Genomic DNA, 12,622 nt, shown 5'->3' with positions numbered 1-12,622 from the left:
GCGATTTTTGCCGTTAGCAGGCGATGAATTCAACCAAAATCGACGCAAACAGGGCTCAATTGGGCCGGTTTCGCCGCCTAGCATAATTAGAGGCGCTTCTGCAGTGCCCAAAAGTTGATACTGCATTGCACAATTCAGCGTTAGGATAACTTGGCATTAGGCTCGGGATCATATAGCTAGTCGGTAGTCGCTTAACCTTTTGGCGCTTTTTATGGCGTCAATCCCGCCAAATCTTGGAGGATCAGCATGACGGAACAAAGCGCGAAACTAACTTGGGGTGAAAAGACGGTGGACCTGCCGGTCAAGACCGGAACCATCGGCCCGAGTGTCATTGATATTGGTGCCCTTTATAAGAACACCTCCACTTTCACTTACGATCCTGGTTTCACCTCCACCGCGTCGTGCGAGTCGAGCATTACCTACATCGATGGCGACGAAGGCGTTCTGCTGCACCGCGGCTATCCGATCGATCAGCTGGCCGAACACGGCGATTTCCTCGAAGTCTGCTACCTGCTTCTCTACGGTGAACTGCCGACGGCAGCGCAGAAGAAGGACTTCGACTATCGCGTGACCCACCATACGATGGTGCACGAGCAGATGTCGCGCTTCTTCACCGGCTTCCGCCGCGACGCGCATCCGATGGCCGTCATGTGCGGCTGTGTCGGCGCGCTTTCCGCCTTCTATCACGACTCCACCGATATCACCGATCCGCATCAGCGTATGGTCGCAAGCCTGCGCATGATCGCCAAGATGCCGACGCTCGCCGCCATGGCCTACAAGTACCATATCGGCCAGCCCTTCGTTTATCCAAAGAACGACCTCGACTACGCGTCGAACTTCCTGCGTATGTGCTTTGCGGTTCCGTGCGAAGAATACGTCGTCAATCCGGTGCTGGCCCGCGCCATGGACCGCATCTTCATTCTGCATGCCGATCACGAGCAGAATGCTTCCACATCTACGGTTCGTCTGGCAGGCTCTTCCGGCGCCAATCCGTTTGCCTGTATCGCTGCAGGCATCGCCTGCCTCTGGGGACCGGCTCACGGCGGTGCCAACGAAGCGGCCTTGAACATGCTGAACGAAATCGGCACGGTCGACCGCATTCCGGAATTCATCGCCCGCGCCAAGGACAAGAACGATCCGTTCCGCCTGATGGGTTTCGGCCACCGCGTCTACAAGAACTACGACCCACGCGCCAAGATCATGCAGAAGACGGCGCACGAGGTTCTCGGCGAGCTCGGCATCAAGGACGATCCGCTGCTCGACATCGCGATCGAACTGGAGCGTATCGCTCTGACCGATGAATATTTCATCGAAAAGAAGCTGTATCCGAACGTCGACTTCTATTCCGGCATCACGCTGAAGGCTCTCGGCTTCCCCACGACCATGTTCACCGTTCTGTTCGCTCTTGCCCGCACCGTCGGCTGGATCGCTCAGTGGAACGAAATGATCGAGGATCCGCATCAGCGCATCGGCCGTCCGCGCCAGCTCTACACCGGCGCTCCGCTGCGCGAATATGTGCCTGTTTCCAAGCGCTAAGCTTCGGTATTGAAACAAAAAAACCGGTCAGAGATGACCGGTTTTTTTATGGGCTAGAACGTCCAGAACAATCTGCGCAGCCTTGTCGCCAGGCGGCTCCTTCGTCTGCATCCGTTCCCAGACCAGATCGTAGCCAGCAAGCATCGCCGCACGCTCCGGTGTGTCGCTCGACAGGCGCTCCATATAACGAGCCAGCATGCCCGGCCGCAGAACATCGTTGATGAGCTCAGGCAGAACGGCATAGTCGGCGATGAGATTTGGCAAGGCGGCTGTCCAGATCTTGATGCGCGACAGCACGAATTTCGCCAGCCATTCCGTCTTATAGGTCGAGACTACGGGAACGCCCGCCAGCCCAAGCTCCAGGATCACCGTTCCGGAGGCTGCCATGGCGGCATCCGCCTTGGCAAAGGCACTCCATTTGGCATCTTGGCCGACGAGTATATCCGGCTTGACCTGCCAATTGGCGGTCAAAGAGCGAACCACCGCCTCCTGCCGCGGCACGGTCGGCAGCAGAAAACGAACATTATCATTTCTCCGGCTAAGTTCTTCGGTAGCCCGCTCAAAAACCGGAAGGAGTTGCCGGATCTCCGATGCACGCGATCCGGGCAAAAGCAGGATCGTCTTCGCCACATCGGCACCGGCCAGACCGCGCAAGGCGCGCTGACGTCGCGTCTCCACAAGATTGGCATCGACCGTCAGGCGGTGGCCGACATAAGTGGTTACCGGACCGCCCAGGCGCTTCATGGCAGCAGGCTCGAACGGCAAGACGGCCAGCACATGGTCGACATAGGCAAGCATCTGCTGTGCGCGATATTCTTTCCACGCCCAGACGCTGGGGCAGACGTAATCGATAACAGGCAGATCGGGTAACGCCTTGCGCACCCGCTTGGCAACGCGATGCGTGAAATCGGGGCTGTCGATGATCACGAGCACGTCCGGCTTTGCAGCAATAACCGCATCCGCCGTCTGCCGGATGCGGGCCAGCAGCTTCGGCAACCGTTTGATGACCTGAATGAAGCCCATGATCGAGAGCTCGGAATAATCGAAGAGCGAGCGCAGGCCGTGCGCCTCTAGCGCCTCGCCGCCGACACCCACCAGCTCGACCGGACCATCATGGCGTCGCTTCAGGGCCGCGACGAGATCGCCGCCCAGCAGATCGCCGGAAACTTCTCCAGCAACGACGGCAAGCTTTAAAGACGCTGAGCTCACATGAAGCCCTCCGTACTCAGTCCGCGATCGATGCCGCAGACGAAAATACCGGCCTCGTCCGCGGCGGCGATCACCGTTTGCCGGTCGAGGATCAAGGCCCTGCCGGCTTCGACTGCGACGCCGGCTAGGCCAGCCTTCTTGGCATTCGATACCGTAGAAACGCCGATCGATGGCAAATCGGCCCGAATATCCTGCTGCGGCTTGCAGAGCTTGACGAGCACGCCGCGCCGGCGTGTCGAGATGCGTCCTGCTGCGCGCAGTTCGGCAACTCGCTCGATCATCTTATCAGTACCCTCGGCGCCTTCGAGCGCAACAACGCGGCCGCCGACGCTGACCGCGCCCTGCCCGACATCCAGGAGTCCCAGTGCATCCGCCGCCTTTGCGCCTTGAGCGATATCGCGCAGATCCTCTTCCACCGGCGAGATTTTTCCAAGCGGGCCGGTCGTCGCCAAGAGATCCGGTGCGATTTCATGCGCACCCACGACGCGAACTCCGCCAGCTTCGATCAGGCGAATGACCATCTGCAGGACGGCATTGTCGCCGCCCGAAAGAAGCGTGCGAATGGTGGAGGGCAATTCCTTGATGACGCGCCAAGTGGGATGCACCTGCCGCCACGAAGGGCGTCGTGCGACACCGCCCGACATGACGACACGATCGACGCCATGTCGGCGGAACATCGCCTCGAGGCCAGCAAAATTGCCGACGCCGAGATTGGCGTGATCAAAGGCAGACCAATCGCGATCGGCCTCGTCGGTCAAAGCGATGATAACGGGATTTTCACCGGCCTGGCGGGCGGCGTCGGCGACGTAAACCGGCAAAAGCCCGCTGCCTGCGATGATCGCCAGTCTGCCCTTGCCGTTTTCGCTGGCCGAAACCACCCTCAGCTCTTGCCGCGATTCGGCGATGAAAGCGCGCGATCGCTATCGGCAGCAATGAAATCGAGAATTTCCATCACTTCCTTGCAATCGGCATATTCCTCGCGGATAGCCGCTGCATTGTCGCGGATGGAACCTTCGCCTTCGAAGATGCTCTTGTAGGCGCGGCGAACGCGGTGGATGACGGCACGATCAATCCCTGCGCGGCTCATCCCGACGACATTCAATCCTGACAACACGCCTGGATTGCCGTTCAACATGCCGTAAGGGATGACATCGTAGCTGGCGGCCGTAAGACCACCAATGAAGGCCTGGCGGCCGATACGGGTGAACTGGTGCACCGCGCAGCCGCCGCCAAGAATGGCGCGATCTTCGATGGTGACATGTCCGGCCAACATGACGTTATTCGACATGATGACATTGTTTCCGACGCGGCAGTCGTGAGCGACATGCGAGTTGGCAAGGAACAGGTTGTTGTTGCCGACAATCGTCCTGCCGCCGTAATCGGCCGTACCGGTATTGATCGTCACGCCTTCGCGGATCGTGCAGTTCTCGCCGACATCAAGCGTCGTTTCCTCGCCGTGATGATGGACGCTCTGCGGATCGCCACCGACAACAGCCATCGGAAAGATCTTCGTTCCCTTGCCGATTGTCGTACGACCGGTCACAACGGCATTATTGAGCAACTGAATATCGTCATGCAGCACAACCTTGGGACCGACATAGCAGAACGGGCCGACAACAACATTCTCGCCGATGACCGCGCCGTCTTCGACAACCGCCAGCTTATGGATGCGGGCGCTCTTTGCGATGCTGCTCATGCCTGTTCCTGATCCTTCCGTACGATCATCGCACCGATATCGGCCTCGGCGACCAGCGAACCGTCAACCTTGGCATCGCAATGGAACTTCCAGATGGTCCCACGCTGCTTCTGCTTGACGACGTGGAATTCGACACGGTCGCCCGGAACGACCGGCCTGCGGAAGCGGGCGTTGTCGATCGTCATGAAGTAAACGAGGTTACCGCCGATGCCGTCCTTGCGGGCGCAGATCGCGCCGGCTGTCTGCGCCATTCCCTCGATGAGCAACACGCCCGGCATGATTGGCGATTCCGGGAAATGTCCGGTGAATTGCGGCTCGTTCGCCGTCACGTTCTTGATGCCGATCGCGGAATTATCGCTATCGATCTCGATGATCTTGTCGACCATCAAGAAGGGGTAGCGATGCGGCAAAAGCTTCATAATTTCAATGATGTCAGCCGACGACAGCGACGTCTTGGCTTCCTCAGTCATGCTCCGCACTCCCGTCTTTCTTGTCTCTGGCTCCTGACCGCTTCGCGATCTCCGCCGATTCCCTTAGAAAATCCCATAGCGGCCGCGCAGGAAGACCCGCATAGCGCTCGCCCGCCGGGATGCTGTTCATCACGCCGCTCTTGGCACCGATCTGCACGCCGTCGCCAATGTGGATATGCCCGTTGAGGCCCGCCTGCCCGCCGATCTGCACGCCATCGCCGATCACCGTGCTGCCGGCAATGCCGACCTGGCTGACGATAGCACAGTGGCGACCGATGCGGACGTTATGTCCGATCTGGACCTGATTGTCGATCTTCGTGCCTTCGCCGATCACGGTATCGTCCATGGTGCCGCGATCGATCGTCGTATTGGCGCCGATCTCGACATTGTCCTGGATGATGACGCGGCCGATCTGCACGATCTTGACCATGCCGCGCGGTCCCGGCGCATAGCCAAAACCGTCCTGGCCGATGCGCGTGCCATTGTGGATGATGACGCCATTGCCGAGATAGGCGCAGAGCACGCTCGCTCCGCCGCCGATGCTGCAATTGCGCCCGATCTTGACACCCGGCCCGATGAGGGCATTAGGGCCGATATAGGTCCCCTCGCCGATCTCCGCACCAGGGCCGACGATCGCACCGGGCTCGATGCCGATATTGGCCTCCAGCTTAGCGGTCGCATCGATGGTCGCAGCGGAGGAAATCACGAGCGGGCTTGCCGTGAACGTAACCGGCCGCATGGCTTGCGGATGCAGCAACGCGCCGGCAATGGCGAAATCCGTATGCGGCTTCTTCGACAGAAGTACCGGGATGTGATCGGGAACGAAAGACTTCAGTGCCGGAAGGCAAATGATGGCTGAAGCCTTGCAGGTCTCCAGCTCAGCGCGATTCTTTCGGGAAAGGATATAACAAACGTCACCCTCGCCTGCCCGATAGACGGGAGCGATAGATCTGATGACGACCTCGGAAGAGGCCGTATCAGCCAGTTCCGCCCCAAGATGCTCAGCCAGTTGTTTCAAGCTGACGCCACCATGGGGCGGGAAAAAACCAGTATGTTCCATAAGCACCAGCTCCAGAACGGTGTTCAAGCCCGCAGTTCTGGACTGCCGATATCAGAACTGGTTGGCGATGCCAAACCGGAAATTCTCGGTCTTGTCGTAATCTTCCTTCAAGACCGGCACGGCGTAGTCAACACGGATGACACCGAACGGCGAAGACCAGATCAGACCGGCACCGAGCGATGCACGGATCGAGCTGTCGTTATGAAGCGTATCGCCAAAGAGATTCGCCTTGTTGCCGTAGAGCGTGCCTGCATCAGCGAAGGCTGCGATACGCAGGCCGATATCCTGGGGAACGCCCGGCATCGGCATGCTCGCTTCAGCCGAAGCGGTGAAGTAGGTCGTACCACCGAGCGGATCGCCATGCGACGAACGCGGACCGATACCAGCATTCTCGAAGCCGCGGATTTCACGGCCGCCGAGCGTGAACTGATCGAAGACGTTCAGCTTGCCATTCGTCGGCATCACGTAGCCGGCACCCACCGTCAGCGAGCCGATGATATCGGCTTCGTCGCTGATCATCTGGTAGTAACGAGCCTTACCGCTCAACTTGTAGAAGTCAGAATCGCCGCCGAGGCCCGCAAATTCATGCGTGAACTTGGCGATGATACCTTCACGCGGAAGGTTCTGATCATCAAGCGTGTTGTAGGTGAAGGTCTGCGAAACCGTCGACTGCACCCACGGGCCGTTCTCAACGAGGTTGAGATACGGAGCCGAAAGGTTGTTCTGCCAATCGTTCGTGCCGTCGTAAGTCAAGCGCTTGTAGTTGTAGCGCAGGGTCGTTGCCAGATTCTCGGTGATCGGCGCGGTGACGCGCAGCGAGAAGCCTTCTTCCGAATAGTCGTAGTAATCGTCGCTCGACGTCTGGTTCTTGAAGATATCGAAACCGGCAGCCAGACGATAACCGAGGAAATAAGGCTCGGTGAACGAGATGTTGTAGGTACGATTACCTTCCGTACCGGCACCTGCGGCGAGGCGGATATACTGACCGCGACCGAGGAAGTTCTTTTCCTCAACTGAAGCTTCCAGAAGCAGGCCGCCATTGTTGCCAACGGCGTAACCGGCGCCGATACCGAAGGAGCCCGTCGGCTGGTCTTCGACGTTGACGATGACGACGACGCGGTCCGGAGCACTGCCCTGAGCCGTCGAGATATCGACCTTAGTGAAATAGCCGAGCGCGTCGAGGCGGCGCTTCGCGCGCGTGATCATTTCCTGGTTGAAGGCATCGCCTTCGTTCAGGTCGAACTCGCGGCGGATGACGTAGTCGCGCGTGCGGGTATTGCCGCGGATTTCGATACGCTCGACATAGGCGCGCTCGCCCTGGTCGACCAGATATTCGATGCCGATGGTGTGGCCGGACAGATCGCGGTTGCCGCGCGGCGTGATGCGGGCGAACGGATAGCCGGCAGCCGCGACACGCTTGGAAATGTTCTCGATCGAGGTCTGGATATCCTTGGCGCTGTAGACATCGCCTTTGTGGGTGATGACAAGGCCTTTCAGCTCGTCGGCATTGATACCTTCGACGGTCGAGATGACGTTGATATCGCCGTAAGTATAACGCGGACCTTCGTCGACGTTGAAATTCAGCGTGTATTCGTTGCTCTGCTCGTTCAACGTCGCATCGGCACTGACGACACGGAAGTCGGCATAACCGTGGTTGTAGTAGAACTGGCGCAGCTGATCCTGGTCGGCCTGCAGACGTTCGGGGCTGTAGACGTCCTTGCGCGTCAGGAACGACAGGAAGTTGCTCTTCTTCGTGCCGATGACCGAAGCGAGGCGACCGCTGCCATAGGCCTGGTTGCCCGAGAAATTGATCTTGTCGATCTTGGTACGCTCGCCCTCGTTGATGACGAAAGCCACGTTCAGACGACCTGGCGCGACCTCGGCGGTCTGCGTCGTCACCTGCACATCGTTACGACCGATGGATGCATAGGCATCCTTGATGGTCTTGACGTCAGCCTGAATGGTCGCCTCGTTATACGGGCCGGCAGCATGTGTCTGCACGATGCCTTGAAGCTTGTCGTCCTTGATCTTGCGGTTGCCGTTGAAGACCACGGCATTGATGAGCTTGTTTTCGCTGACCGATACAACCAGCGTGCTACCCGAAACGGTAATGTGGACATCGGAGAAATATCCGGTGGCATAGAGCTGCTTCACCGAAGCATCAATGTCACTGGCGGAGAAGCTCTTGCCGGGCTTGATCGTGATATTATCCCGAACGGCTGTCTCGCCGACGCGTCCAGCACCGCGAACGTCAACCCGCTGAATAACAGCTGCTTCAGCGACAGAAGCAGAGGCAAGGGTGATCACACCAGCGCCCGACGCAACAACACCTGCAGACAGCGCTACCGCCGACACTGCGTTCAAAAATTTTGAACCAGCCTTCATTTCACTTCTTACCTTTTTTCAATCGTCCCCAGCCCCGAGCGAACCCGATTCCGGCCACGTGTGTCGTTTTACCCGCTTTTGACATACAAGCAAGGGAGCACGTTAATTTCTGTTTACTTCATTTCAAAGCGTGGCTCATTCGCCACTACGGCTTTGAAACATCGTAAATAAATCGTAATTTTCCTCTCGTCGCCCCACTAGCCTATTCTGGAACTAATATCGTTCCAGGTTGCAAACACCATGAGTGATAGCACCATCGCAAATCCAATCCGAAAAGCGATATCCTGCGCTCGTGCACCCAGAGGTTTTCCCCTTACGGCTTCAATCGCATAGAACATCAGATGGCCGCCATCAAGTACCGGGACGGGCATCAAATTTAATAACCCTATTGAAACAGAAAGTATGGCGGCGAATTGGAGCACCGCAGCAAAACCCAGAGTTGCCATTTGCCCGGAGAGTTGTGCAACCCGGATCGGCCCGCCGAGCTGATCGGCCTTCATATATCCGCCGATGACGTTGCCGAGATATTCGAAAGTGCCGGAAACGATACTGCCGGTCTGCTTCACACCTTCGGTAAGCGCCTGCAGCGGCCCATAAGCCTCGTAACGCAGCCTGATCGGCTTCTGACCATCGCTGATGCCGATCGTGGCAATCTCCGTCCGTGCGCCGAAGACATCGGTCTCCTCCGACTTTCTCGGCGTCACCGATACGTCACGGGTCTGGCCATTACGCTCGATCGACAGTGCCATGGGCTTGTCGGCATGGGCAGCCGCATAACGCTGCACTTCGCCGATAGAGCCGATCTCCCGTCCATCCACAGAAAGAATGCGATCACCAAGTTCCAAGCCCGCCGTCTGAGCCGGACTGTCAGCCCCAATCGACGCGATCAACGGATCGATCGGGGCGATGCCGATGCTGCCGACATCCTTCTTGTTTCCGGATGCGTCCGTATCCGTCAATGTTGCGGTCACGATCGGCAAATCGCGGATCACGCCATCGCGCTGGATAGTCAGCACGATGCTCTTGCCGGGGCGCTCGGCGATATAACGGCCGATATCGTAATAAGTAGCGGCATTATTGCCATCGACAGCAATCAGACGGTCTTCTGCCTGCACACCGGCCTTTGCCGCCGGTCCGGCCGGTTCCACCGCAGTCACCACCGGATCGACGAGCGCGATACCGATACGGCCCATTTCCATCTTGTTGCCGAACTGATCGGTGTCCTCGACCAGTTTCGGAACGATCCGGAAATCGCGATTCTGGCCGTCGCGGTCGACGGTCAGTACGATAGTGCGGCCCGGGCGCAGGCCGACATAGCGCTGCACTTCATCGAAAGTCGTCACCTTGTTGCCATCGACGGCGATCAGGCGGTCGCCTGGCTCGATGCCAGCCTCCGCGGCAGCACCGTCGCGCGTCACCATGGCCACGACCGGATCGGCAACCGTGCGGCCGTATACGCTGAAAAGGACTGCGAAGATCACAATGGCGAGCAGGAAATTGGCGATCGGTCCGGCCGCAACGGTTGCAGCCCGCTTCCAGAGCCTGGCTCCAGCGAAGGATTGGGCGCGCTCCTCCTCCGTCATGGCCGAGAGCTGATCCACATCGGTCTTGCTGGAGGCGTCCTCGTCGCCGAAGAATCGCACATAACCGCCGAGCGGAATGAGGGAGAGCTTCCAGCGCGTACCGTGTCTATCGGTAAATCCGGCAATCTCCGGCCCGAAGCCGATCGAAAAAGCCATGATGCGAATGCCCGACCAACGACCGACCAGATAGTGGCCCATCTCGTGCACAAAAACGAGCAACGACAGCACAAAGACAAATGTGATGACGTTGTTCGTCAAGAAACCGATGAAGCCAGCCGCGCTACCCATGCAACGATCCTGTTCGTGTTAGAGCGGTTCAGCTTTCACGGAAGCTCCGAACCGTTCCATCTTTCTGTTTTCTCGCAATTCCAGACGGAAAACCGCTGCGCACTTTTCCTGGAATTGCTCCAGTATCAGACCCCGAGCAGAACGCCGCCCAATGAAAAGGTCTCGCCGCTCATTGTCAGCGTTATTACGATAGCCAACAAAAACGCTGCAAAACAAGCAAAAATTAGTCCATCGACCCGATCCATGACGCCGCCATGTCCGGGAATCAGATGGCTCGAGTCTTTCACACCAAACTTGCGCTTGACGAACGATTCGAACAGGTCACCGATCTGGCTGCAGACGGAAAGCACCAGGGCAAGAAGAGGAATCCACAGGTCTTCGGCTGAAAAGAAGCTCCACACGATCGCCGTTCCCGCGATGACGGCCGCGATAGCACCGCCGATGGCACCCGACCAGGTCTTACCCGGCGATATGCTCGGCGCGAGCTTCGGCCCCCCGATAGCGCGGCCGACGAAATAGGCAAAGATGTCCGTCGCCCAAACCGTGGCAAAGACGAACAGCATCAGCACGAAGCCGCGAAAATCGTCATCGCGGATCTCGGCAAGGGCAATTGCCGTCAATCCAGAATAGAATATGCCGCCCGGCAGCCACCAGCTCTTTCCACGTATGGCGACCATGATCGCGGTGACAGCAACGAAGGCGGCCAGAACCTCGATGGAGTAGACGGATTCGCTTAAAGCCGTCGCACCGGCGATCAATACGAGCCCAAGCCAGCCGAGCGCGTTTCCCTGAGGATCGCGGCCATGCAGATCCGATATCGTCGACCATTCATAATAGACGAGCAGACCGATCACGGCGGCCAGCAGACGAAAGCCTGAGCCGCCATACCAGGTGGCAGCAAGAACGATGGCGGCGAGAATGATGCCGGAGATAATGCGCAGCCTGAGTTCGCGGCTCATCAGGACCCCACGGCCGCCGCCTGCTTGGCGGAAAGGCCGCCAAAACGCCGGTCGCGCGCAGCATATTTCTCCAACGCCGAGAAGAAGAGCTCGCGGCTGAAATCGGGCCAGTAGTCCGGCACGAACATGAACTCCGAATAAGCGGCCTGCCAGAGCAGAAAATTCGAGAGCCGCTCTTCGCCGCTCGTGCGAATGATGAGATCCGGATCGGGAATACCGGCCGTGTCGAGACGGGCATCGACCAGGTCCGGAGTAACGTCCTGCGGGCGCAGCCTTCCGGCTTCGACATCTTTGGCAAGACTTACGAAGGCACGCGTGATTTCGTCACGCGAGCCATAGTTGAAGGCGATGACCAGCGTCAGGGCCGTGTTGTTCCTGGTGGTCTCCTCTGCCTCGAGCAGCAAGGGCAGGATATCGCCACGCAGGCCGCTGCGATCGCCGATGACGCGGATGCGCACATTCTGGCGATGAAGCTCGGCAAGGTCCCTCCGGATGAAGGCCTTGAGGAGGCCGAGGAGATCGCTCACCTCCGCCTCGGGCCGGCGCCAGTTCTCCGAGGAGAAGGCGAACAGCGTCAGATATTTTATGCCGATATCGCCGGCAGCCCGCACCGTCTCCCGAACCGCCTCCACGCCCTTGCGGTGGCCCATGGTGCGCGGCAGACCGCGCGCATTGGCCCAGCGTCCGTTGCCATCCATAATGATGGCAACGTGTTCGGGTACGACAGAGAACGTAGGAGCTGACATATGGGTCCGGTTTCGTTCGGCGGAAAGATGCTCTGGCCTCATAATCTAGGGCGCAGCCGCCGCTTTCAATATTGCGAAAATCGAAAGCGCGACACTCCCCAGCATGCGATCAGACGTGCATGATTTCCTTTTCTTTGTCGGCTAGCAAGCGGTCGATTTCCGAAATCGTCTCATCCGTCATCTTCTGCACACGTTCAGAGAGAGAGCGGCTCTCGTCTTGACCGATTACGCCATCCTTTTCGGCCTTTTTGAGGCCATCCATGCCATCACGGCGCACGTGGCGAATCGCCACCTTCGCCTTTTCGGCATATTCATGCGCGACCTTCACCAGCGAACGGCGACGCTCTTCGTTGAGTTCCGGTAGCGGGATGCGCAGGTTCTGACCATCGACGATCGGATTGAGGCCGAGATTGGATTCGCGGATGGCGCGCTCGACAGCGCTGACCATCGACTTGTCCCACACCGACACAGTCAGCATGCGCGGCTCCGGTACGGTGATATTGGCTACCTGGTTCAGCGGCATGCGCGAGCCGTAGGCTTCGATCGTCACAGGATCGAGGATGTTGGCGGATGCGCGCCCGGTGCGCAGTGAGGCTATGTCGCTCTTAAATGCCGCAATGGCGCCATCCATGCGGCGCTTCAGTTCCTTGAGATCGCTGGCTTCACTCATGTCTATACTCCCCTGTAATG

General features: G+C 58.6%; 11 protein-coding genes. 1 reads left to right on the top strand and 10 read right to left on the bottom strand.

The genetic code is table 11. The features are described 5' to 3' along the window. Nucleotides 1-246: 246 nt before the first annotated feature. On the top strand, nucleotides 247-1,536 hold the full coding sequence (gene gltA / locus FBZ97_RS16405) for a citrate synthase (RefSeq protein ID WP_015339806.1): 1,290 nt from the start codon (nucleotides 247-249) through the stop codon (nucleotides 1,534-1,536). A gap of 27 nt (nucleotides 1,537-1,563) precedes the next feature. On the opposite strand, the gene lpxB is transcribed toward gltA, so the two are convergent. The 10 genes from lpxB to frr all read right to left on the bottom strand — a co-directional run bounded on the left by lpxB (nucleotide 1,564) and on the right by frr (nucleotide 12,602). Further along, entirely contained in the window at nucleotides 1,564-2,745 is a 1,182-nt protein-coding gene (lpxB, locus tag FBZ97_RS16400; protein WP_145320163.1) for a lipid-A-disaccharide synthase, read from the bottom strand. After that, a complete protein-coding gene (locus FBZ97_RS16395) occupies nucleotides 2,742-3,623 on the bottom strand; it encodes an LpxI family protein (RefSeq protein ID WP_145320165.1) in 882 nt (293 codons plus the stop codon). Before FBZ97_RS16395 ends, lpxB begins: the two co-directional genes overlap by 4 nt. Before the next feature lie 2 nt (nucleotides 3,624-3,625). Next, nucleotides 3,626-4,441 (bottom strand): acyl-ACP--UDP-N-acetylglucosamine O-acyltransferase, encoded by an 816-nt coding sequence (lpxA, locus tag FBZ97_RS16390; RefSeq protein WP_113352589.1) that lies wholly within the window; start codon nucleotides 4,439-4,441, stop codon nucleotides 3,626-3,628. Further along, nucleotides 4,438-4,911, bottom strand: a complete 474-nt coding sequence (gene fabZ, locus FBZ97_RS16385; RefSeq protein WP_069612095.1) for a 3-hydroxyacyl-ACP dehydratase FabZ — start codon at nucleotides 4,909-4,911, stop codon at nucleotides 4,438-4,440. The genes lpxA and fabZ overlap by 4 nt, the downstream gene beginning before the upstream one ends. Continuing rightward, nucleotides 4,904-5,971 (bottom strand): UDP-3-O-(3-hydroxymyristoyl)glucosamine N-acyltransferase, encoded by a 1,068-nt coding sequence (gene lpxD / locus FBZ97_RS16380; protein ID WP_145320167.1) that lies wholly within the window; start codon nucleotides 5,969-5,971, stop codon nucleotides 4,904-4,906. Before lpxD ends, fabZ begins: the two co-directional genes overlap by 8 nt. A 51-nt stretch (nucleotides 5,972-6,022) precedes the next feature. Continuing rightward, complete coding sequence (bamA, locus tag FBZ97_RS16375; RefSeq protein ID WP_113352591.1) at nucleotides 6,023-8,356, bottom strand: outer membrane protein assembly factor BamA; 2,334 nt, start codon at nucleotides 8,354-8,356, stop codon at nucleotides 6,023-6,025. A gap of 197 nt (nucleotides 8,357-8,553) precedes the next feature. Beyond that, nucleotides 8,554-10,227 (bottom strand): RIP metalloprotease RseP, encoded by a 1,674-nt coding sequence (gene rseP, locus FBZ97_RS16370; RefSeq protein ID WP_145320170.1) that lies wholly within the window; start codon nucleotides 10,225-10,227, stop codon nucleotides 8,554-8,556. Nucleotides 10,228-10,352: 125 nt separating this feature from the next. Next, nucleotides 10,353-11,186 (bottom strand): phosphatidate cytidylyltransferase, encoded by an 834-nt coding sequence (locus tag FBZ97_RS16365; protein ID WP_145320172.1) that lies wholly within the window; start codon nucleotides 11,184-11,186, stop codon nucleotides 10,353-10,355. Further along, on the bottom strand, nucleotides 11,186-11,974 hold the full coding sequence (locus FBZ97_RS16360) for an isoprenyl transferase (protein ID WP_281406125.1): 789 nt from the start codon (nucleotides 11,972-11,974) through the stop codon (nucleotides 11,186-11,188). Before FBZ97_RS16360 ends, FBZ97_RS16365 begins: the two co-directional genes overlap by 1 nt. Nucleotides 11,975-12,041: 67 nt before the next feature. Continuing rightward, on the bottom strand, nucleotides 12,042-12,602 hold the full coding sequence (frr, locus tag FBZ97_RS16355) for a ribosome recycling factor (protein WP_095434804.1): 561 nt from the start codon (nucleotides 12,600-12,602) through the stop codon (nucleotides 12,042-12,044). Between the last annotated feature and the right edge of the window lie 20 nt (nucleotides 12,603-12,622).

The sequence above is a fragment of the Rhizobium sp. ERR 942 genome (assembly GCF_007828395.1).
Lineage (GTDB): Bacteria > Pseudomonadota > Alphaproteobacteria > Rhizobiales > Rhizobiaceae > Rhizobium > Rhizobium dioscoreae.
The sequence above is the reverse complement of the archived record's forward strand: the minus strand, read 5'-3'. Positions and strand labels throughout refer to the sequence as shown.